The organism is Streptomyces sp. NPDC048392, from assembly GCF_043200575.1.
GTDB lineage: Bacteria > Actinomycetota > Actinomycetes > Streptomycetales > Streptomycetaceae > Streptomyces.
The window spans coordinates 1-21,441 of sequence record NZ_JBICYB010000027.1 but is presented as its reverse complement, the minus strand read 5'-3'; the positions used below and the strand labels follow the sequence as shown (position 1 = coordinate 21,441).

Sequence of the window (21,441 nt, the reverse complement as noted above, 5' to 3'; positions counted from 1 at the left end):
CACGGGACTGGTGTTACGGGTGTGGGGGCGGCTGGGGGGCATCTCGCCTCGCGAATGAGCAGGCGTCAGCTGGGATGCCCGCGCCCGCGATGCCGCAGTTGGCACCGGACGATAGCAGGACTGCACATGCGCATTTATCCCGGCCCTACCCCTCACGACGAGTGCCCGGTCTTCTCGGGCTTTTCGCTCGACGAATCGGGTTCGACGTAGAGAATCTTGGCCTTCATGTGCGCACGCGCCTGCGCGGCGATCCACGCGAGCGTGACGGCGACCAAAGTGATCGCGAAGGACCGGGGGTTGAACAACGTCGTGTTCTTGAACGCGGCGAGGAAGACGAACAACAGCAGGATCTGTGCCGCGTAGAGCATCAGGCCCATCGCCTGGAAAAGGTGCGGTAGCGATTTGGCGGTGCGCTGCAGGACGTAGAGGCCGATTCCCATGAAGAGCATCGCCACCACCGTCGCGACGACGGCTCCGACCGCCCCCTTGCCGCCGGCCACCACAGCGCTGACGACGGCGGCGACAGCGCCGACGGCAGCCGTGGGCACGGCGGCCTGAAGCAGGATCCGGACGTCATTGGACGGCATGGCGGCAACTCCGCTTTTCACAGGGGGCAGGGTGTCGTCATGGACGAGCGTAGTCCCGGGCCGGACGGGGTCCTCACGCCCAAGAGACCGTCGCACTACGGTCCTTAGGCTCTACCCGGGGGTTCTCGTGAACCGTATCACAAACTATTTGATGAGGTCTTTACCTGCGGGTGTGCTTGCTGTCACACATGAGAGTGACCGTGCGCGTCTGTGCAATTACTGCACCCAGTTGTCTGGTAATGGGGTACTTCGTTCCCCCACGAGTTGGCAATGCTCTAGTCAGATTCTTACCTTGCCCGCGAACGGGGTCCGACGGCGGTCGCCCCGTTGGCGCCCGAGGCACCCACGGTGACGGGCACCCGGCCCTCGCCCTCCTCGGCCACCGCCGAGGGTTCTTCCCCCGCCCCGGCGTCGGCGGCGGCGGCCGCCCTGCGGCGCCGGTAGCGGGGCGGCACGAAGTGCTCGGCCCAGCGCGGGGCGCGCGGGGTGAAGCGCGGCAGCAGGAGCAGGACCAGCCCGATCGCGCTGAGGAAGACGACGCCGAGCACGATCCACATGGACGCGGCGTTCACGGAGTAGGCGAGCGCGCCGAAGGCGATCAGCGCCGAGAAGAAGTACATGATCAGCACCGCGCGGCTGTGCGAGTGCCCGATCTCCAGCAGCCGGTGGTGCAGGTGCCCCCGGTCCGCGGCGAACGGCGACTGGCCCCGCCAGGTGCGCCGGACGATCGCCAGGATCAGGTCGGCGGCCGGGATGGCGATGATGGTCAGCGGCATCAGCAGCGGGATGTAGACCGGCACCATCTGGTGCACGGCGTTGCGCTCCGAGCCGGAGAACAGCTTCATCACGTCCGGGTCGACCTGCCCGGTGACGGAGATGGCGCCGGCCGCCAGGACGAGCCCGATCAGCATCGAGCCGGAGTCACCCATGAAGATTCTGGCCGGGTGCATGTTGTGCGGGAGGAAGCCCAGGCACATGCCCATGAGAATGGCCGCGAACAGCGAGGCGGGCGCCGCGGCCTCGATGCCGTACGAGTACCAGATCCGGTAGGCGTACATGAAGAACGCCGCCGCCGCGATGCACACCATGCCGGCCGCGAGCCCGTCGAGGCCGTCCACGAAGTTGACCGCGTTGATGGTGATGACGACGAGCGCCACCGTCAGCAGGGTGCCCTGCCACTGGGTGAGCGCCACCGTGCCGACGCCCGGCAGCGGGATCCACAGGATGGTCAGACCCTGGACCACCATCACACCGGCGGCGATCATCTGGCCGCCCAGCTTGATCAGGGCGTCGATCTCGAACTTGTCGTCCAGGACGCCGATCAGCCAGATCAGGGCCGCCCCGGAGAGCAGGGCGCGCGGCTCGTTGGACTTCTCGAAGACCTCGCTGAGGTTGGTGAGGTGGTCGGCGACCAGCAGGCCCGCGCACAGTCCGAAGAACATCGCGATCCCGCCGAGCCGCGGAGTGGGTTCCCGGTGCACGTCACGTGCCCGGATCTCCGGCATGGCCCCCGCCACGATCGCGAACTTGCGTACCGGCCCCGTCAGCAGATACGTCACCGCGGCCGTGACGCAGAGCGTCAGCAGGTATTCACGCACGGGCTTCCCCACAGGTCTCGCTGGCCATCCTCAGCCTCACACCCTAGCGATGTGCGCATATGGCTGAGGACTTCCGGGTAGCGACGATGGTTGCACGTGTGGTTGTGCCCGCGCGTGCGCCCACCCGCCTCAGTCCTGATACGGCGGGAACTGCGCGACCAGATCCCGTACGTCGTCCCGCGCCGCGGCGGCGTCCGTGCCGCCCCTGAGCACCCCCGCGAGCAGCGTGGCCACCGCCCGCATCTCCCGCTCCCCCATGCCCTGCGTGGTGACGGCGGCCGTGCCCAGGCGCAGCCCGCGGGCGTCCGCGTGCGGCAGCGCGCAGCAGTCCAGGACGATCCCGGCCGCCGCGAGCCGGCCCCGCGCGGTCCGCCCGTCGACGCCGAGCGGGGCCGGGTCGACGGTGAGCAGGTGGGTGTCGGTGCCGCCGGTGGTGACGACCAGGCCCTCGGCGGCCAGGTGCGCGGCCAGGGTCCGGGCGTTGGCGATCACCTGACGGGCGTACGCCGCGAAGGCCGGGGTGGCCGCCTCCCCGAAGGCGACGGCCTTGGCGGCGATGGTGTGCATCTGGGCGCCGCCCTGGGTGAACGGGAAGACGGCGCGGTCCACCCGCTCGGCCAGTTCGCTCCCGCACAGCACCATGCCGCCGCGCGGGCCGCGCAGCACCTTGTGCGTGGTGGCGCAGACGATGTCCGCGTACGGCACCGGACTGGGCGCCGCTCCCCCGGCGACCAGCCCGATCGGGTGGGCGGCGTCCGCGATGAGGTAGGCGCCCACCTCGTCGGCGACCTCGCGGAAGAAGGCGTAGTCGAGGTGGCGGGGGTAGGCGATGGACCCGCACACGATCGCCTTGGGGCGGCGCGCGCGGGCCAGGGTGCGCACCTGGTCGTGGTCGACGAGCCCGGTCTCCGCGTCCACGCCGTAGCCGACGAAGTCGAACCAGCGGCCGGAGAAGTTGGCGGGCGATCCGTGCGTGAGGTGGCCGCCGTAGTGCAGGCCGAGGGCCAGGACGGTGTCGCCGGGGCGCAGCAGGGCGGCGTAGGCGGCCAGGACGGCGGAGGACCCGGAATGGGACTGCACGTTGGCGTGCTCGGCGCCGAAGAGGTCCTGGGCCCGCTCGACGGCGAGCCGCTCGGCGACGTCGACGATCTCGCAGCCGCCGTGGTGCCGGGCGCCCGGGTAGCCCTCGGCGTACTTGTTGGCCAGCGGGGAGCCGAGGGCGGCCAGCACGGCGGGGGACGTGAAGTTCTCGGCGGCGATCAGCTGGAGGGTCGTCGACTGCCGGCGGCGTTCGGCGATGAGGATCTCGGCCAGCTCGGGGTCCTGGCGCAGCAGGACCCCTGGCATGCTGTCATCGGCCTCGAGGATGTCGTGGGTGACCGACATGGTGCGCTCCGGGCGTGCGTCGACGGTGCCGTAGGACCAATGTAGGCCCGTCGCGGCGAAGGCGCCCGGCGTGCCCCGCATCCGCGTCGGGACCGGTCGGCGCCGTCACCACCGGGCCCGGCACCCGCTGCACCCCCTCACCCACCGACCCGAAGAACGCCGGCGGCCCGCTGCCCGCCTCACGCCCGCGCGGAAACCCCGGTCAGCGCCGTCACCACCGGATCCAGCACCCGCTGCACCCCCTCACCCACCGACCCGAAGAACGCCGGCGGCCCGCTGCCCGCCTCACGCCCGCGCGGGAACCCCGGTCAGCGCCGTCACCACCGGATCCAGCACCCGCTGCACCCCCTCACCCACCGACCCGAAGAACCCCGGCGGCCCGCTGCCCGCCTCACGCCCGCGCGGAAACTCCGGTCAGCGCCGTCACCACCGGATCCAGCGCCTGGTGTATCTCGTCACCGACCGACTGGAAGAACGTCAGCGGCGCCCCGTAAGGGTCGTAGACCTCGTCCGCCTCCACCGTCGGCGCCAGCAGCCACCCGCGTAGCGCGGCGGCCGCCCGGACCAGGGCCCGCGCGCGGAGGACCACGCCGTCCTCCAGGGGCGGCAGCGTCGCCGGGTCGATGGCGTTGACGAGGCGGGTGAACTCCTTGAGGGTGAAGGTGCGCAGGCCCGCCGAGTGACCCATGGAGATGACCTGTGCCCGGTGGTCCCGGGTCGCGGTGAGCACCAGGTCGGCCCGGATCACGTGCTCGTCGAGCAGTTCGCGCCCGGTGAACCCGGCTGCGTCGGCGCCGAAGTCCGCGAGGACCGTCTCGGCGTTCGCCTCCATGGGCGCGCCCTCGTGGCCCCAGGTGCCGGCGCTCTCCACGACCAGGCCGCCGCCCAGCACGCCCAACCGCTCCGTCAAGAAATGCCGGGTCAGCCGCTCGGTGATGGGCGAGCGGCAGACGTTGCCGGTGCTGACGTGGAGGATGCGGAAGCTGTCGCGCGGAAGCCCGACGAACGTCGTCGTGATCTCCGCGGCACGTTCCCCGTTGCCTATGCCACGCCCCGTCCCAGGGGCCGTCAATTCGCCACCTCGAGGTCGGGTACCACCTTGCGCAGCTCCTCGGCCGACAACGCGCCGGCGCGCAGCAGCACGGGCACCTCGCGGGTGACGTCGACGATGGACGACGGGACGTTGCCGGGGGTGGGCCCGCCGTCGAGGTAGACGGAGACGGAGTCGCCGAGCATCTGCTGGGCGGCGTCGCAGTCCTCCGGCGCCGGGTGGCCGGTCAGGTTGGCGGAGGAGACGGCCATGGGGCCGACCTCGGTGAGCAGCTCGATGGCGACGGGGTGCAGCGGCATGCGGACGGCGACCGTGCCGCGGGTGTCGCCGAGGTCCCAGTGGAGGGACGGCTGGTGCTTGGCGACCAGTGTCAGCGCGCCCGGCCAGAAGGCGTCGACCAGTTCCCAGGCCATCTCGGAGAAGTCGGTGACCAGGCCGTGCAGGGTGTTGGGCGAGCCGATGAGGACCGGGGAGGGCATGTTGCGGCCCCGCCCCTTGGCCTCCAGCAGGTCGCCGACGGCCTCCGCGGTGAAGGCGTCGGCGCCGATGCCGTACACGGTGTCCGTCGGCAGCACCACCAGCTCGCCTCGGCGGACGGCGGACGCGGCCTCGCGCAGACCGGTCACTCGGTCGGTCGCGTCGTTGGTGTCGTATCGCCGTGCCATTTAGCGGGCCTCCTCGTACACGTACTGCGGGGTCGAAGTCGGGGCGGTGCTCGGAGCGGTGCTCACGGCATCGCCTTGCGGGCGGTCGCGAACCTGGGGCGGTTGTTGAGGTCGGGGTGGTCGGCCGCGTCGGCCCAGCCCCGCTCCTCGGTGAAGATCCACGGGACCTGTCCGCCCTGGGTGTCGGCGTGCTCGACGACGACCACGCCGCCGGGGCGCAGCAGGCGGTGCGCGGTGCGTTCCAGACCGCGGATCAGGTCGAGGCCGTCCTCGCCGGAGAACAGGGCCAGCTGCGGGTCGTGGTCGCGGGCCTCGGGGGCGACGTACTCCCATTCGGTGAGCGGGATGTACGGCGGGTTCGAGACGACCAGGTCGACGTGACCGTCGAGGTCGGGGAAGGCCGTCAGGGCGTCGCCCTGGCGCAGGTCGACCCTGGATCCCTCCATGTTCTTGCGCGTCCACACCAGGGCGTCCTCGGACAGCTCCACGGCGTGCACGCGCGAGCGCGGCACCTCCTGGGCCAGCGCGAGCGCGATGGCGCCGGAGCCGGTGCACAGGTCGACGATGCGGGGCTCGACGACGTCCATGGCGCGTACCGCGTCTATGGCCCAGCCGACGACCGACTCGGTCTCGGGGCGGGGCACGAAGACGCCGGGGCCGACCTGGAGCTCCAGGTAGCGGAAGTAGGCGCGGCCGGTGATGTGCTGGAGCGGCTCGCGCGCCTCGCGGCGGGCGACGACCTCCCAGTACCGGGCGTCGAAGTCCGCGTCCGGCACGGTGTGCAGCTCGCCCCGCTTGACGCCGTGCAGATACGCGGCGAGCTCCTCCGCGTCGGTGCGCGGCGAGGGCACGCCGGCGTCGGCCAGCCGCTGGGTGGCCTGGGCCACCTCCGCGAGCAGCAGGTTCACGCTGGTCCTCCGGGGCTGAGCTGATCGTCCGGTACGGGGGGTGCGGGTGCTGTTACGGAGCTAGGCGGCGGCGAGCTTGGCCGCCGAGTCCGCGTCGACGCAGGCCTGGATCACCGAGTCGAGGTCGCCGTCCAGGACCTGGTCCAGGTTGTACGCCTTGAAGCCGACGCGGTGGTCCGAGATGCGGTTCTCCGGGTAGTTGTACGTGCGGATCTTCTCGGAGCGGTCGACGGTGCGGACCTGGCTGCGCCGGGCGTCCGCGGCCTCCTTCTCCGCCTCCTCCTGTGCCGCCGCGAGCAGCCTGGAGCGCAGGATACGCATCGCCTGCTCCTTGTTCTGCAGCTGGCTCTTCTCGTTCTGGCAGGAGGCGACGACTCCGGTCGGGAGATGCGTGATGCGCACGGCGGAGTCGGTGGTGTTGACGGACTGGCCGCCGGGTCCCGATGACCGGTAGACGTCGATGCGCAGGTCGTTCGGGTTGATCTCGACGTCGATCTCCTCGGCCTCGGGCGTGACCAGCACGCCGGCCGCGGAGGTGTGGATCCGGCCCTGCGACTCGGTCGCGGGGACGCGCTGCACGCGGTGCACGCCGCCCTCGTACTTCAGCCGCGCCCAGACGCCCTGCCCGGGCTCGGTGGCGCCCTGGCCGCCCTTGGTCTTGACGGCGACCTGGACGTCCTTGTAGCCGCCCAGCTCGGACTCGGTGGCGTCGATGATCTCGGTCTTCCAGCCGACCCGCTCGGCGTACCGCAGGTACATGCGCAGCAGGTCGCCGGCGAACAGGGCCGACTCGTCGCCGCCCGCGCCGGCCTTGATCTCCAGGATGACGTCCTTGTCGTCGCTGGGGTCGCGGGGGACGAGCAGCAGGCGCAGCTTCTCGGTGAGCACGTCGCGCTGCTTGTCAAGATCCTTGACCTCGGCGGCGAAGTCCGGGTCGTCCGCGGCGAACTCGCGCGCGGTCTCGACGTCGTCACCCGTCTGCTTCCAGGAGCGGTACGTGGCGACGATCGGGGTCAGCTCGGCGTACCGCTTGTTCAGCTTGCGCGCGTTGGCCTGGTCGGAGTGGACCGACGGGTCGGCGAGCTTCTTCTCCAGGACGGCGTGCTCGGCGACGAGTTCCTCGACGGCCTCGAACATCTGGGGCTCCTGCTACTGCTTGGGAAGGGGAGGGCGGGCGACCAAAAACGCCGGTCCCGGCGCTCCCCGGGGAGGGGATGCGGCCGTGGACCGGCGGTTGGAGGCTCGCTACTTCTTGGAGCCGGCGGGAGCCTTGCCGAAGCGGGCCTCGAAGCGGGCCACGCGGCCACCGGTGTCGAGGATCTTCTGCTTGCCCGTGTAGAACGGGTGGCACTCGGAGCAGACCTCGGCCCGGATGGTGCCGGACTGGATGGTGCTGCGGGTCGTGAACGACGCGCCACAGGTGCAGCTGACCTGCGTATCGACGTACTCGGGGTGGATGTCGCGCTTCAAGGTGTCTCCTACTGTTCCGGGAGGGCGCCGGGTCGCAGCCGCGGGATGCGGGAGCGTGAACCGGAGCCGACGTACCAGTCTGCCAGGACTGGCGCCATCACCCAAAACCGGGGGTTGCCCTCGTCTATTCCCCGCGGGCCGGCAAGGCTGGCCGGACGGCTCCCCGCGCTCGTTACGGGGCGCTGTTTACCACGCCCCTCGCTTCACCCGTTGCCGTTCCCTCAGTGGCCGACTCCGGGATCGGCCGGTCGTTCTTCAGGGCCGTCCAGACCTGCTCGGCCTTGGTCTTCTCCACCAGGACCCGGTTGGCGTCGGCGGGGTCGTAGATCACCGGCATGGTGACCATGCGCATGTTGCCCGGACCGATGTCCCGCAGGCCGCTCGCGAAGGACATCAGTGAGTTGACCGAGCCCAGGCCGGAGTCGGTGGTCACGGTCCTGGTGGCCGTGTCGGCGATGTCGTACAGCTTCTTGGGGTTGCCGAGCAGGCCGATGTCCTTGACCTGGTCGGCCAGGGCCTTGACGAAGGCCTGCTGGAGCTGGATGCGGCCGAGGTCGGAGCCGTCGCCGACGCCGTGCCGGGTACGGACCAGACCGAGGGCCTGTTCGCCGTCGAGCCGGTGGGTGCCGGCCTGGAGGTCGAGGTGGCTGTCGGGGTCCTTGATGGCCTCGGTGGTGGTGATCCGCACGCCGCCGAGGTCGTCGATGAGGTTCTGGAAGCCGCTGAAGTCGACCTCCAGGTAGTGGTCCATGCGCAGACCGCTGATCGACTCGACGGTCTTCACGGCACAGGCGGCGCCGCCTGTGGAGTAGGCGGAGTTGAACATCACGTTCTCGGCGGCCGGGTGCTCGCGGCCGTCGGTGTCGGCGCAGTCGGGGCGGTCGACGAGGGTGTCGCGCGGGATGGAGACCACGTCGGCCTTCTTGTGGCCCTCGTGGACGTGCACGATCATCGCGGTGTCCGAGCGGGCGGTGCCGTCGTCGGTGCCGCCGCCGAGCTTCCTGTTGCCGCCGGAGCGGGTGTCGGAGCCGAGTACCAGGATGTTCTCGGAGCCGTTGTCGGCCTTCTCCGGCCGGTCGGCGCCGAGCGCCTGGTCGATGTCGACGCTCGAGAGGTTGCCGTTGAGCTTGAAGTACAGGACTCCGGCTCCGGTGCCTCCCAGGACCACGATGCCGGCTGCGCTCCACGCCGCGACGAGCAGGGCCCTGCGCCGCTTGGCCCGGGGCCTGCGGCGGCGGCCCTTGGCCCGGCGGGCCGGTCCGGTGGTGCCGGACTCCCCGGGGCCGGGTATCGCGGGATCCGGCGTGCTTTCGGCGGACATGTGCTCCTCGGTGGTCGTCCGGTCGGTTGCCCCCTGCGCTCAGCGTCGGGTCGGTCGGCTCCGGCGGGTTCGCGCCGGTACCTGACCATCGTCCCTCCGTAACCCGGACGGCGGAACTCGGGACAGGGTCGCACGGCGTTCTGTGCCCGGCGCGTGGCACGCCGGGCACGGAGCGTTGCCTGACGGACCGCGAATCGGGCGGTCACCTGCGGATTCAGCCGGGATGTCGTAGCTGCCGTAGCCGCTGCCGCTCGTCAGCGGTGTGGCGAAGGTCGCGGAAGTGGTCCTGCCCGTGCCCGGGGTACAGGTACAGGTTCCCGGCCTCGGAGAGGGCCGGGAAGCCGGCCTGCCGTCACCTGGGAGCGACGATGCCCAAACGGCTGTCCCGGCTGTGCGCGACGGCCTCGTAGGCCCCTGGCCACGTGCGGTTCTGGACGAGGCGTGCCCTGTCCCGGCGCACGCACCTCGGGACGCGCACAGGTCCGCCCCCGTCACCGGTGTGACGGGGGCGGACCTGTGCGGACGCGAAGACGTCAGTCGCCGTTGCCCGGCGTCGGGGTCGTCTTCTGGATCTGCATCAGGAACTCGCCGTTCGACTTGGTCTGCTTCATCTTGTCGAGGAGCAGCTCGATCGCCTGCTGCTGGTCGAGGGCGTGCAGCACCCGGCGCAGCTTCCAGGTGACGGCCAGTTCCTCGCTGCCGAGCAGGATCTCCTCCTTGCGGGTGCCGGACGCGTCGACGTCCACCGCGGGGAAGATGCGCTTGTCGGAGAGCTTCCGGTCGAGCTTGAGCTCGGCGTTGCCGGTGCCCTTGAACTCCTCGAAGATGACCTCGTCCATGCGGGACCCGGTGTCCACCAGGGCGGTGGCGAGGATGGTGAGCGAGCCGCCGTCCTCGATGTTGCGGGCCGCGCCGAAGAAGCGCTTCGGCGGGTACAGGGCGGTCGAGTCGACACCACCGGACAGGATGCGGCCGGAGGCCGGGGCGGCGAGGTTGTACGCACGGCCCAGACGCGTGATCGAGTCGAGCAGCACGACGACGTCGTGGCCCAGCTCCACCAGGCGCTTGGCGCGCTCGATCGCGAGCTCCGCGACCGTGGTGTGGTCCTCGGCCGGGCGGTCGAAGGTCGAGGAGATGACCTCGCCCTTCACCGACCGCTGCATGTCGGTGACCTCTTCCGGACGCTCGTCGACCAGGACGACCATCAGGTGGCACTCGGGGTTGTTGTGCGTGATCGCGTTGGCGATCGCCTGCATGATCATGGTCTTGCCGGTCTTCGGCGGGGCCACGATCAGCCCGCGCTGGCCCTTTCCGATGGGCGCGACCAGGTCGATGATGCGGGTGGTGAGGATGCCGGGGTCCGTCTCCAGGCGGAGGCGGTCCTGCGGGTACAGCGGCGTCAGCTTGTTGAACTCCGGCCGTCCGCGCCCTGATTCGGGCGCCATGCCGTTCTGGGAGTCCAGGCGGACCAGCGCGTTGAACTTCTCGCGACGCTCCCCGTCCTTGGGCTGGCGCACGGCGCCGGTGATGTGGTCGCCCTTGCGCAGGCCGTTCTTGCGGACCTGGGCGAGGGAGACGTACACGTCGTTGGGGCCGGGCAGGTAGCCGGAGGTCCGGATGAACGCGTAGTTGTCGAGGATGTCGAGGATGCCGGCGACCGGGATGAGGACGTCGTCCTCGTTGATCTGCGGCTCCTGGATCTCGTCGCGCCCGCGACGGCCCCGGCGGTCCCGGTAGCGGCCCCGGCGGCCACGGCGGCCCCCGCCGTCGTCGTCGTAGCCGTCGTCCTGCTGGCGGTCCTGGCGGCCGCCGCCCTGCTGCTGGCGCTGACCGCCGCCCTGGTTCTGGTCGTCGCCCTTGTTGCGCCGGTCGCGGTCGCGTCCCCGGTCACCGCGGTCGCCCCGGTCACCGCGGTCGCCCCGGTCACCGCGGTCACCGCGGTCGCCACGGTCACCGCGATCGCCCCGGTCACGGCGGTCGCGACGGCGGCCCTCGCCGCCCTCGCCGTCGGACCGGGCGTCGCCCTGACCCTGCTGGTGGCCCTGGCCCTGCTGCTGGGCCGACGCGTCGGCCTTCGGCTCGCCGCGGGTCTCGACCGCCACCGTCTCGGTGGCGGAGGGGCTGCCCGCGTCCGCGGTGGCCCTGCGACGACGGCGCTCGGAGGGGGCGTCGTCACCGGGGGCGCCGGCCTGCTCGGCCGAGGCGTTGACCGCGGGGGACGGCTGGCCGGGGATCTCGATCTGCTGCTGGGCGGCGGCCTCGTCGGCGGTCGCCTTGCCCGCCTTCCTCCCGGCCTTGCCTGCCTTCTCCGCCTTCTCGGCGGGTGCCTCGTCGCCCGTACGGGTCCGGGAGGTGCTGCGGCGCTTCGGCTTGGTCTCGCCGGCGGTGTCCGCGGCGGCGGGCGCGGCCTTGGCGGGAGCGCTCCCCGCGGCCTGCGCCTCCTTGATGACCTCGATCAGCTGGCTCTTGCGCATACGCGCGGTGCCCCTGATGCCGAGGCCGGATGCGACCTGCTGCAGCTCGGCCAGCACCATGCCCTCGAGGCCGGTACCGCGGCGCCGCCGGGAGCCGGCACCGGTGGCAGGCGCGGAGGCGTCCGTGGCGGGCGCGGCAGCGGTCTCCTCGACACGTGCGCCCATCAGATCGGTGGTGTCGCTCACGAAGGGTCCTTCCCTGGAGCGGACGTCGGCCTGTCTGGCTCGGCGACCGGTTGTGCTGTCCGGCTTCGGTCCTTGCTGTGTGAACCGTGCCGGGGCGGTGGTCCGCCTGAACGGCGGAAGAGATATCTGGTGATGGCGCTTCCCCTAGCCGTGGCACCCAGTGTCTGTGTCATGCGGCGTGGTGGCACCGGTTCCGAAACCCCCCAGAGGGGGTGCCCCCACCGGTGGGCCGCTCAGCGCCCGTGTCGGCCGTACTGATCACGTACGACATCCACTGCACAATGCGGCTTGGGGGGCTCCCGGAAGAATGTCTGTCCCGGACGGGGACACGAGGCACCTCGCCATGGTGGGGTCGGGTGCAGACTTGAGGTTAACACTACCGGATCCAACAAACATTCCCCCTCTCGAAATCCGGCAACCGTACGCGTCTAAATGTCGCCGGGGGTGGCCAGCGGCAGGACGCTCGCGCCCTGCTGGTCCAGGCTGAGCCGGTTGGCCGCCCACTCCGTTCCGGCCAGCGCCTCGACCTTGTCGGCCGTGTCGGCGTCGGCCAGCGCCATCACCGTAGGTCCGGCGCCCGAGATGACCGCGGGGATGCCGTCGCCGCGCAGCCTTTCCACCAGCGCCGCGCTCTCCGGCATGGCCGGTGCGCGGTACTCCTGGTGCAGGCGGTCCTCGGTGGCCGGCAGCAGCAGCTCGGGGCGCCTGGTGAGGGCCTCCACGAGCAGCGCGGCGCGGCCGGCGTTGGTGGCGGCGTCGACGTGCGGGACGCTGCGCGGGAGCAGTCCGCGCGCGGTCTCCGTCAGTACCGGCTTTCCGGGCACGAAAACCACCGGAACGATGGAATCGGAGGGAGCCATCCTGATCGCCCGGGCGGCGCCGGACTCCATCCAGGACAGAGTGAAACCGCCGAGCAGACAGGCCGCCACGTTGTCGGGGTGGCCCTCGATCTCGGTGGCGAGGTCGAGCAGCGCGGCGTCGTCGAGGCGGGACTCGCCGCCTATGGTCACCGCGCGCGCGGCGACGATGCCGGCGCAGATGGCGGCGGAGGAGGAGCCGAGGCCGCGGCCGTGCGGGATGCGGTTGGCGCAGACGATCTCCAGGCCGCGCGGCTGTCCGCCCAGGAGGTCGAAGGCGGTGCGCAGGGAGCGGACGAGGAGGTGCTTCTCGTCGCGCGGCAGCGTCTCGCCGCCCTCACCCGCGATGTCGATGTGCAGCCCGGAGTCGGCCACCCGGACGACCACGTCGTCGTACAGCCCCAGCGCGAGGCCGAGGGCGTCGAAGCCCGGGCCGAGGTTTGCGCTGGTGGCGGGGACGCGCACCCGGACGGCGGCGGCGCGGAACGCTGGACCGGCCATCGCTCGTTGACTCTCCTTGAGCTGCGTGACTGTCGGAACTGCCGAAACTGTCGAAACTGTCGAATGACAGTCGATGACGTACAGAACCCCGGGGTTCGCCGCTGCCTGCCCAACGGCCGACCGCTGCCAACCGCGCTTGCGGCCGCTTTCGACCGCGGAGACGGCGCGGCACCGCGGCATATGCGGCAGGCGGGTTCGGTACAGCCTATCGAAGGAAGGTTCTGCGGCGACATAGGGCGCACAGGAGGCGCACGATGCGTGTCGCAAGCCCCCTGTGCACCCCCCGTCAGGGGCTTTCCCGGCCGGGCGTCGCTTACGCCCCCATACGCTGGGCGCGTTCCCGGCGAGGCCGCTCAGACCAGGCCGAGCCGCTCGGCCGCGGTCGCCGCGTCGACCGGGACCGTGACCGGCTGCGGGGCACCGGCGACGGCCCAGTCCGGGTCCTTGAGACCGTTGCCGGTGACCGTGCACACGATGCGCTGGCCCGGGTCCACCTTGCCCTGCTCGGCGGCCTTCAGCAGGCCGGCCACCGACGCGGCGGACGCGGGCTCCACGAAGACGCCCTCCTGGGAGGCCAACAGGCGGTAGGCGCGCAGGATCTCACGGTCCGTCACCTCGTCGATGGCGCCGCCCGACTCGTCCCGCGCGGCGAGCGCGAAGTCCCAGGAGGCGGGGTTGCCGATCCGGATGGCGGTGGCGATGGTCGACGGGTCCTTGACGACCTCGCCGCGCACGATCGGGGCACTGCCGGAGGCCTGGAACCCCCACATGCGCGGCGTCCCGGTGGCCACCTTGTCGGCGGCGTACTCCTTGTAGCCCTTCCAGTACGCGGTGATGTTGCCCGCGTTGCCCACCGGAAGGACATGGATGTCGGGCGCGTCGCCGAGCATGTCCACGATCTCGAAGGCGGCCGTCTTCTGCCCCTCGATACGCGCCGGGTTGACCGAATTGACCAGCGCCACCGGGTAGTTGTCGCTGAGCGCGCGGGCCAGTGTGAGGCAGTCGTCGAAGTTGCCGTCGACCTGGAGGATCTTCGCGCCGTGCACGAGGGCCTGGCCCATCTTGCCGAGCGCGATCTTGCCCTGCGGCACGAGCACGGCGGACACCATGCCCGCGCGCACCGCGTACGCGGCGGCGGAGGCGGAGGTGTTGCCGGTGGACGCGCAGATGACGGCCTGCGCGCCCTCCTCCTTCGCCTTGCTGATGGCCATGGTCATGCCGCGGTCCTTGAAGGACCCGGTCGGGTTCGCGCCCTCCACCTTGAGGTGGACCTCGCAGCCCGTGCGCTCGGAGAGCACCCGCGCGGGCACGAGCGGCGTGCCGCCCTCGCGGAGCGTCACGACGGGCGTGCTGTCGGAGACGGGCAGCCGGTCCCGGTACTCCTCGATGATTCCGCGCCACTGGTGGGTCATTGCTGGTTACTCTCCTTCAACCCGCATGATGCTGGCGACACCCCGCACGGTGTCGAGCTTGCGCAGCGCCTCGACCGTACCGCCGAGGGCGGCGTCGGACGCGCGATGGGTGACGACGACGAGGGATGCCTCGCCGTCCTTGCCGGACTGCCGCACGGTGTCGATGGAGACACCGTGCTCCGCGAACACGGTCGCGACCTGGGCGAGCACGCCCGGTTTGTCGGCCACGTCGAGGCTGATGTGGTAGCGCGTGACGACGTCGCCCATCGGCGAGACGGGCAGGGCGGCGTACGCGGACTCACCGGGCCCGGTCGCCCCGCCCAGCCGGTTGCGGCACACGGCCACGAGGTCGCCGAGCACGGCGGACGCGGTCGGCGAACCGCCGGCACCGGGCCCGTAGAACATGAGCTGCCCGGCGGCCTCGGACTCCACGAAGACGGCGTTGTAGGCCTCGCGCACATTGGCCAGCGGATGGCTGAGCGGAATCATCGCGGGGTGCACGCGCGCGGTGACCGAGCCGCCGTCGGCCGCCCGCTCGCAGATGGCGAGCAGCTTGATGGTGCAGCCCATCTCCTTGGCGGAGGCGAAGTCGGCGGCGGTGACCTCGGCCATGCCCTCGCGGTAGACGTCGTCGAGGCGCACGCGCGTGTGGAAGGCGATGCCGGCGAGGATGGCGGCCTTGGCCGCGGCGTCGAAGCCCTCGACGTCGGCGGTCGGATCGGCCTCCGCGTACCCGAGGGCGGTGGCCTCGTCGAGCGCCTCCTGGTACCCGGCGCCGGTGGTGTCCATGGCGTCGAGGATGAAGTTGGTCGTCCCGTTGACGATGCCGAGCACCCGGTTGACCTTGTCGCCGGCGAGGGACTCGCGCAGCGGCCGGATCAGCGGGATGGCACCGGCGACGGCGGCCTCGTAGTACAGGTCCCGGTCGTGGTCGTCGGCCACGGCGTGCAGTGCGGCGCCGTCCTGGGCGATGAGCGCCTTGTTGGCGGACACCACGGAGGCGCCGTGCCCGAAGGCGGTGGTGATGAGCGTCCGAGCGGGCTCGATGCCGCCGATGACCTCGACGACGACGTCGAGGTCCCCGCGCTTGACCAGCGCGGTGGCGTCGGTGGTGACGAGGGCGGGGTCGATCCCTTCGCGCACCTTGTCGGGCCGCCGTACGGCCACGCCCGCGAGCTCCACCGGGGCCCCGATCCGGGCGGCGAGGTCGTCGGCGTGCGTCGTCATGATGCGCGCCACCTCTGAGCCGACCACTCCACAGCCCAGCAGCGCCACCTTCAGCGGACGCGTACGCATCATCCGACCTCGTTTCCTCTTACTGTCTACCGTTGGACCAGTCTCATGCACCGGACGGGATTTTCTGCCTTTCGTCCGGATCGTGAGACGTTTATTTCACTTCGAGAAGGGGTACGAGCCGGAGGATCTTCGCCTGCGCCCCCTCCTCTTCCGTCGCGCCTCACCCGACGTCGAGACGCAGCAGGTCCTCCTCGGTCTCCCGCCGGACGATGACCCGCGCCGCCCCGTCCCGCACGGAGACCACCGGCGGACGCAGCACGTGGTTGTAGTTGCTGGCCATGGAACGGCAGTACGCCCCCGTCGCCGGTACGGCGATGAGGTCACCGGGTGCCAGGTCGCCCGGCAGGAAGGCGTCCTTGACCACGATGTCCCCGCTCTCGCAGTGCTTGCCGACGACGCGCACGAGCATCGGCTCGGCGTCGGAGGCGCGGGAGACGAGGGCGACGCTGTACTCGGCGTCGTACAGCGAGGTGCGGATGTTGTCCGACATCCCGCCGTCCACGGAGACGTACGTCCGCAGCCCGTCGAGCGGCTTGACCGTGCCGACCTCGTACAGCGTGAAGGCGGTGGGCCCGACGATGGCGCGCCCGGGCTCGACGGAGATACGGGGCGTGCGCAGCCGCGCGCCCTCGCACTCCCGCGTCACGATCTCGGTCAGCGCCTTGGCGACCTCGTGCGGTTCACGGGGATCGTCGTCGCTGGTGTACGCGATGCCCAGCCCGCCCCCGAGGTCGATCTCGGGCAGTTCGACCCCGTGCTCGTCACGGATGTCCTTGAGCAGCCCGACGACCCGGTGTGCCGCGACCTCGAACCCCGACATGTCGAAGATCTGCGAGCCGATGTGGGAGTGGATCCCGATGACCTCGAGCCCGTCGAGCTGCAGGGCCCGCCGCACGGCCTCCGCCGCCTGCCCGCCGGCGAGCGGGATGCCGAACTTCTGGTCCTCGTGGGCGGTGGCGATGAACTCGTGCGTGTGCGCCTCGACCCCGACGGTGATACGGATCTGCACCCGCTGCCGCCTGCCCAGCGACTGCGCGGTGTGAGCGACGCGCACGATCTCCTGGAAGGAGTCGAGCACGATCCGCCCGACCCCGGCGCGGACGGCGCGCTCGATCTCCTCCGGAGACTTGTTGTTGCCGTGGAAGGCGATCCGCTCGGCGGGCATCCCGGCGGAGAGAGCGGTGGCCAGCTCCCCGCCGGAGCACACGTCGAGGTTGAGCCCTTCTTCGTCCAGCCACCGCACCACCGCCCGCGACAGGAACGCCTTGCCGGCGTAGAAGACGTCGGCGTCGGTCCCGAAGGCGGTGCGCCAGGCCCGCGCCCGGTCCCGGAAGTCGGCCTCGTCGAGGATGTAGGCGGGGGTGCCGTACTCCTCGGCGAGCTGGGTGACGGGCATCCCGCCGACGGTGACGACACCGTCCGCGTCCCGCCCGACGGTGTGGGCCCAGACCCTGGGATCGAGGGCGTTCAGGTCGGCCGCCGGAGCGGAGTAGTGCCCCTCGGGAAGGACATCGGCGTGACGGGGCCCGGCGGGGTGTGCGGAACGGCTCATGGCGTCTTCTGTGCTCTCTCAGAGGTGGTCGGGTGCGTCGATACCGAGGAGGGACAGGCCGCCGGCCAGCACCGTCCCGACGGCTTCGGCGAGGGCCAGCCGGGCACGGTGGGCGGCCGAGGGTTTCTCCCCACCGCGCGGCAGCACGGTGGGCAGGAAGGGCAGCGCGGCGTCGGCGACCGTGACGAGATGCCGGGCGAGCCGGTCCGGGGCGCGGTGGGCCGCGGCGGCGGCGAGGACCCGGGGATGGTCCGCGAGGGCGGCGAGCAGCTCGTGCTCCGTGCCGGTGAGGGGGCCGGGGGCGGCGCCGAATCCGAGCTCGGCGGCGTTGCGGCCGGCGGCGCGGGCACGGGCGTGTGCGTACCGCACGCGGAAGAGCGGATTGCCCTCCCGCTGCACGAGGTGCTCGTCGCCGGTCCGGGGCAGGTCGTGGGCCGCGGGACGGAGCAGGGCCCAGCGGCCGGCGTCCCGCCCGAGCGTCAGGGGATCGCCCGGCGCGGGCACGGGGCGGACGTTGACGGGCAGCTCGGCGGGCGCGGGCCCGGCCGCGTCGACACGCACCCCGAGCACGGTGGTCCATACGGGATCGAAGCCCTCGGCGGTCACCCGCACCAGCGCACCCTGGGACCGCAGGACGCGTCCGGCGGCCTCGGCGACGACGACGGCACGCAGCTCGTGGGGGGAGTGCAGCTGCACGATGCGCCCGTCGGGGCCGGCTGGCCCCTCTGGCCCGTCTGGCCTCTCTGGTCCCTCTGGCCCTTCTGGCCCGTCGAGGTACCCGTACCGCGTCCCGCGCCGCAGTATCTCGGCGACGAGCCCGCCGGAGACGCCGCCGTGAAGGCTGATGTTGAGAAACCCGGGCCCGGTGAGGACCACATCGGCGATCCCGTCGACGCCGACGAGGTACGGCCGCAGCACCTCGGCCACCCGACGCGGGGGCTGCCCGGCCGGCCGGGCCAGCTGGAGGGCGACGTTCGTTGCGTAGTCGCCGCACCCTCCCGGCCCCGGCGGCGCGACCACTGCCCGCTCCGGCACGGCCACGCTCAGCTCCCCCGCGTCGACGGCGCGACGCACCGCGTGCAGCACGGTGCGGGAGAGCTCTACGGGGGTCACAGGTCAAGCGTATGGGAGGAGGGGGGTGGGTGGGCGAACCGGTTTGCGGCAGTCCCGGGATGTGGACGGGAACGCGGCGGGACGCCGACCCGCCCGGGACCGAGCCCCACTCGGGCGTCCGGTGCTCACGTGGGAGGGTGACGCACACCCCTCTGAGTGGACGGCTTACTCACGCCTTGGAGCAGACGGCTTACTCAGGGCCGAGCAGACGAGTCGGTCACGCCTGGCGAACGAGTCGGCCATGCTCCGGCGGGCGAGTCGGTCACGCCTGAGCGGACGGCTCACTCTCGCCCGCGACACCGAGTGCCCTCGGCAGTGAGGCCGACGAAGCCGAACCGGACGCGGCAGCGGAGGCCGCCCCGACCCCACCGACCTTCCGCTCGGCCAACTGCCGTACCAGAGCGATGAGTTCGGCGGGCTCGAAAGGCTTGGACAGAAAGGCATCGGCCCCGGCGGCGAACCCGGCGTCGACCTCGTACTGCGTACAGGCGCTGACGATCGCGATCGGAAGGTTTCGGGTACGTGGGTCGGCACGCAGCCGGGTGGCGGTCCTGAGCCCGTCGAGCCGGGGCATGACCACGTCGAGAGTGACGACGTCGGGCCGCACCTGATGAACGACTTCCAGACACTCGGCACCATCGCCCGCGGTCACGACCTCGAAGCCCTCCAGCTCGAGATTGACCCTGATCAGCTGCCGGATGACCTTGTTGTCGTCTACAACAAGAACCCGGCCGGACGCCCTAGGCACAACTCGAGAGTAGGTCCGGACCGGCCACCGCGTCCGGGTTTTCCCCACTTCCATCCCGTGCGGGGGACAACACCCCCACGACCGACGCCCGCACACGCGGCACGCCCCGCGAAAACCCGTTCATGACCACCCCGGGCGAGCTGGTAGTGTTCTACCCGTCGCCGCGAGCAACACCCACCGCGCGACGGACACGCCCCCGTAGCTCAGGGGATAGAGCAACGGCCTCCGGAGCCGTGTGCGCAGGTTCGAATCCTGCCGGGGGCACTTCGCCTCAACCAGCACGCTAGTGCGGTTGACCAGCGCAAATGCCATGCATGAAGAGCGGGAACCAGTCTCACTGGGTCCCGCTCTTTGTCGTTGGTTCGCACTGATCGCGAGTGAGGAGCGAGTGAGCGGTGCAGTGCCTCCCCACTGATTGCACGCGGGACCTCCCCTCCGCCGCACTCGAGCCGGTCACGGCCTCTCATCCCCGAGCCCGCGAAAAGCCGGTGCGCTGACACCCCAGCCGCCATACTGCTCGCATGGCCTCGACGCAGCAGACGGAACTCTTCAACACGTTTTACCATTACCGCCTTGGCGAAGGCGAGATAGCCACCCTCTTCGACATCGCAAGCGAGGGAATCCCTGCTTCGGAAATTTCCATATCTACCTTGATCGACAGTATTCGATTCAGTGAAGAATCCTTTACCGATCTAAAGTCTGCTGTACAGGGATCCACTCTCGCCAACCGCAATAAGCCGTGGCCGAATGTTGAACTAGAAGCCGGATCTGTAGCCTCAGGGCACCTGGTGAAGATCACACTGAATTCCGATGTTGCCCACATAAACGTTGCCGGCGCTGACACGAACTGGGTTCACGGCCGAACCGCCCGCCTGAGTGAGTACCTTGAATCACATGCGGGCAGCAAAACGTCACGCAAGGATGAGCCGAAGATTCTCTTTCTCTTCCTCATCATGTTTCTTGTTATCGCAGGATTCTGGATCTTCAAAACTCAGGATGCAGATACCGTGCGAGAATGCCTAGCGCGAGCAAAGAAGTCGGAGGAAACGAAACTCTTCCTCAACTGGTCGATGGCGATCATGCTGGGAGGCGGACTGATAGCCGTTCTTGTCATGTGGCTTCGGTATCGTGATTCGAAGACCCAGTTGCGCACAAACGGAGTGGTAACCACTGGCTCATGGTGGTCGCGGGCGAGCATCGGTGATCGCATCGCCGCTATCGGAGTACCCATAGCAGCAATTGCAGCCATCGCCACTGTAATGTCCGCCCTTAGTGATACGTTCGGGAAAAAATGACCGCAAATAAACAAATCTCACATTGCTCTTCCGGCGGATGCGAGCGACGCGTTTACGCGCTCGGATTGTGCAATTCATGCTATGAAAAGGATCGAAAAAGTCGCCTGTATAAGAAATGCGAAGAGGGCGACTGCACCGGGAATCAGCACGGAAATGGGTTGTGCAGCAAGCACTATCAGCGCTGGCGCAACGCGAACAGGGGCAAGATTTGTGAAATAGAATATTGCGCGCAAATGCTGTGGGCTGCTGGGCTCTGCCGCGGGCACTACAAGCAAAAACAGAAAGGAACTACGTTCACGCCTTTGCAGGACCGCAAAGGAAGGACCCGCCCCTGCAAACACGAAGGATGCACGGGGACTCCCGTCGCAATGGGGTATTGCAATCTGCACTACATCCAGTGGAGCAAGACCGGGAGTACTAGCAATCGCCGAAGGCGGGCGCGTTCACGGGCAGCGCTCAGCGCCCTTCTGGCTGAGGGCCTGTGGGAATGCTGCCTGTGTAACCACCGCGCACCTGTCGAAGAATTTGCAATGAATGCGAGCGGCTCACCAATATCTTATTGTCGACCTTGCCTGGCCATGCAAGGTCGACTGCGTCGATTTCAGTTGTCAGAAACTTCCTACGCCGAATTGCTCAAAACGCAGGGCAGCCGATGCGCCATATGCCGGACCGAACAGCCAGAAGACTTTACGTGGCATATCGATCACGACCACTCTTGCTGCCCAGTAGACTCGGTCACTATGTGCGGCAAGTGCATCAGAGGTCTACTTTGCCCTCCTTGCAATACAAGGGGTTTAGCGTGGTACGAGAGGCTTCCCACCTCACTCCAGACCTTCGGCTTGCTTAATAACTATCTGACCGATCCACCCTACAGGAGATATCTGTTGTCGAAACAGGAAGGTTGAGGACATCGAGATGTCCTCAACGGGACTGCTGCATGATCGGGTGACAGCGGGGTTTATGCAGCCAGGGCTGCGGCTGGGGTCATGATGGTCTCGTACTCGACGGGGGTCAATCGGGC

At 69.9% G+C, this 21,441-nt stretch carries 18 protein-coding genes and 1 tRNA gene; 3 read left to right on the top strand and 16 right to left on the bottom strand.

The window, feature by feature from the left end:
- Nucleotides 1-152: 152 nt before the first annotated feature.
- From ACGFYH_RS27905 to ACGFYH_RS27830, 16 genes are all read right to left on the bottom strand, one after another.
- The gene (locus ACGFYH_RS27905) at nt 153-587 is read right to left on the bottom strand and encodes a hypothetical protein (RefSeq protein WP_393805936.1); all 435 of its coding nucleotides are present in this window, start codon (nt 585-587) and stop codon (nt 153-155) included.
- Nucleotides 588-874: 287 nt separating this feature from the next.
- A complete protein-coding gene (locus ACGFYH_RS27900; protein ID WP_393805935.1) occupies nt 875-2,185 on the bottom strand; it encodes an MraY family glycosyltransferase in 1,311 nt (436 codons plus the stop codon).
- A 129-nt stretch (nt 2,186-2,314) separates the two neighbouring features.
- Nucleotides 2,315-3,571 carry a serine hydroxymethyltransferase gene (gene glyA, locus ACGFYH_RS27895; protein WP_393805934.1) on the bottom strand — a complete coding sequence of 419 codons (1,257 nt, stop codon included), beginning with the start codon at nt 3,569-3,571 and terminating at the stop codon, nt 2,315-2,317.
- Between the two features lie 391 nt (nt 3,572-3,962).
- Nucleotides 3,963-4,643: a protein-tyrosine-phosphatase gene (locus ACGFYH_RS27890; protein ID WP_393805933.1), complete on the bottom strand. Its 681-nt coding sequence runs from the start codon at nt 4,641-4,643 to the stop codon at nt 3,963-3,965.
- Entirely contained in the window at nt 4,640-5,287 is a 648-nt protein-coding gene (locus tag ACGFYH_RS27885) for an L-threonylcarbamoyladenylate synthase (protein WP_393805932.1), read from the bottom strand. The genes ACGFYH_RS27890 and ACGFYH_RS27885 overlap by 4 nt, the downstream gene beginning before the upstream one ends.
- A gap of 62 nt (nt 5,288-5,349) precedes the next feature.
- A complete protein-coding gene (gene prmC / locus ACGFYH_RS27880; protein ID WP_393805931.1) occupies nt 5,350-6,195 on the bottom strand; it encodes a peptide chain release factor N(5)-glutamine methyltransferase in 846 nt (281 codons plus the stop codon).
- A 60-nt stretch (nt 6,196-6,255) separates the two neighbouring features.
- Nucleotides 6,256-7,332, bottom strand: a complete 1,077-nt coding sequence (prfA, locus tag ACGFYH_RS27875; protein ID WP_393805930.1) for a peptide chain release factor 1 — start codon at nt 7,330-7,332, stop codon at nt 6,256-6,258.
- A gap of 108 nt (nt 7,333-7,440) precedes the next feature.
- Nucleotides 7,441-7,665: a 50S ribosomal protein L31 gene (rpmE, locus tag ACGFYH_RS27870; RefSeq protein WP_393805929.1), complete on the bottom strand. Its 225-nt coding sequence runs from the start codon at nt 7,663-7,665 to the stop codon at nt 7,441-7,443.
- Nucleotides 7,666-7,837: 172 nt separating this feature from the next.
- Entirely contained in the window at nt 7,838-8,986 is a 1,149-nt protein-coding gene (locus ACGFYH_RS27865) for an LCP family protein (protein WP_393805928.1), read from the bottom strand.
- 533 nt (nt 8,987-9,519) lie between these two features.
- The gene (gene rho / locus ACGFYH_RS27860; RefSeq protein WP_393805927.1) at nt 9,520-11,646 is read right to left on the bottom strand and encodes a transcription termination factor Rho; all 2,127 of its coding nucleotides are present in this window, start codon (nt 11,644-11,646) and stop codon (nt 9,520-9,522) included.
- A 428-nt stretch (nt 11,647-12,074) separates the two neighbouring features.
- Nucleotides 12,075-13,004, bottom strand: coding sequence for a homoserine kinase (gene thrB, locus ACGFYH_RS27855; protein WP_393805926.1), 930 nt, complete (start codon nt 13,002-13,004; stop codon nt 12,075-12,077).
- Between the two features lie 353 nt (nt 13,005-13,357).
- Nucleotides 13,358-14,416: a threonine synthase gene (thrC, locus tag ACGFYH_RS27850; protein WP_393805925.1), complete on the bottom strand. Its 1,059-nt coding sequence runs from the start codon at nt 14,414-14,416 to the stop codon at nt 13,358-13,360.
- Nucleotides 14,417-14,422: 6 nt separating this feature from the next.
- The gene (locus ACGFYH_RS27845) at nt 14,423-15,715 is read right to left on the bottom strand and encodes a homoserine dehydrogenase (protein ID WP_393805924.1); all 1,293 of its coding nucleotides are present in this window, start codon (nt 15,713-15,715) and stop codon (nt 14,423-14,425) included.
- Nucleotides 15,716-15,872: 157 nt separating this feature from the next.
- Nucleotides 15,873-17,264 (bottom strand): diaminopimelate decarboxylase, encoded by a 1,392-nt coding sequence (gene lysA, locus ACGFYH_RS27840; protein WP_393805923.1) that lies wholly within the window; start codon nt 17,262-17,264, stop codon nt 15,873-15,875.
- An 18-nt stretch (nt 17,265-17,282) separates the two neighbouring features.
- Entirely contained in the window at nt 17,283-18,377 is a 1,095-nt protein-coding gene (nrtL, locus tag ACGFYH_RS27835; RefSeq protein ID WP_393805922.1) for an ArgS-related anticodon-binding protein NrtL, read from the bottom strand.
- A gap of 262 nt (nt 18,378-18,639) precedes the next feature.
- Nucleotides 18,640-19,179, bottom strand: coding sequence for a response regulator (locus ACGFYH_RS27830; protein WP_393805921.1), 540 nt, complete (start codon nt 19,177-19,179; stop codon nt 18,640-18,642).
- Nucleotides 19,180-19,317: 138 nt separating this feature from the next.
- Here ACGFYH_RS27830 and ACGFYH_RS27825 point away from each other — a divergent pair.
- From ACGFYH_RS27825 to ACGFYH_RS27815, 3 genes are all read left to right on the top strand, one after another.
- A tRNA-Arg gene (locus ACGFYH_RS27825) sits at nt 19,318-19,389 on the top strand.
- A 257-nt stretch (nt 19,390-19,646) separates the two neighbouring features.
- Nucleotides 19,647-20,420 carry a hypothetical protein gene (locus tag ACGFYH_RS27820; RefSeq protein WP_393805920.1) on the top strand — a complete coding sequence of 258 codons (774 nt, stop codon included), beginning with the start codon at nt 19,647-19,649 and terminating at the stop codon, nt 20,418-20,420.
- Complete coding sequence (locus ACGFYH_RS27815; protein ID WP_393805919.1) at nt 20,417-21,325, top strand: endonuclease domain-containing protein; 909 nt, start codon at nt 20,417-20,419, stop codon at nt 21,323-21,325. Before ACGFYH_RS27820 ends, ACGFYH_RS27815 begins: the two co-directional genes overlap by 4 nt.
- Nucleotides 21,326-21,441: the final 116 nt, after the last annotated feature.

Bases quoted from the DNA above. Each gene is read 5' to 3' on its own strand.
- ACGFYH_RS27905 (WP_393805936.1), bottom strand. From the start codon at position 587: ATGCCGTCCAATGACGTCCGGATCCTGCTTCAGGCCGCCGTGCCCACG.
- glyA (WP_393805934.1), bottom strand. From the start codon at position 3,571: ATGTCGGTCACCCACGACATCCTCGAGGCCGATGACAGCATGCCAGGG.
- ACGFYH_RS27885 (WP_393805932.1), bottom strand. From the start codon at position 5,287: ATGGCACGGCGATACGACACCAACGACGCGACCGACCGAGTGACCGGT.
- prfA (WP_393805930.1), bottom strand. From the start codon at position 7,332: ATGTTCGAGGCCGTCGAGGAACTCGTCGCCGAGCACGCCGTCCTGGAG.
- ACGFYH_RS27865 (WP_393805928.1), bottom strand. From the start codon at position 8,986: ATGTCCGCCGAAAGCACGCCGGATCCCGCGATACCCGGCCCCGGGGAG.
- thrB (WP_393805926.1), bottom strand. From the start codon at position 13,004: ATGGCCGGTCCAGCGTTCCGCGCCGCCGCCGTCCGGGTGCGCGTCCCC.
- thrC (WP_393805925.1), bottom strand. From the start codon at position 14,416: ATGACCCACCAGTGGCGCGGAATCATCGAGGAGTACCGGGACCGGCTG.
- ACGFYH_RS27845 (WP_393805924.1), bottom strand. From the start codon at position 15,715: ATGATGCGTACGCGTCCGCTGAAGGTGGCGCTGCTGGGCTGTGGAGTG.
- lysA (WP_393805923.1), bottom strand. From the start codon at position 17,264: ATGAGCCGTTCCGCACACCCCGCCGGGCCCCGTCACGCCGATGTCCTT.
- ACGFYH_RS27830 (WP_393805921.1), bottom strand. From the start codon at position 19,179: ATGGAAGTGGGGAAAACCCGGACGCGGTGGCCGGTCCGGACCTACTCT.
- ACGFYH_RS27820 (WP_393805920.1), top strand. From the start codon at position 19,647: ATGGCCTCGACGCAGCAGACGGAACTCTTCAACACGTTTTACCATTAC.
- ACGFYH_RS27815 (WP_393805919.1), top strand. From the start codon at position 20,417: ATGACCGCAAATAAACAAATCTCACATTGCTCTTCCGGCGGATGCGAG.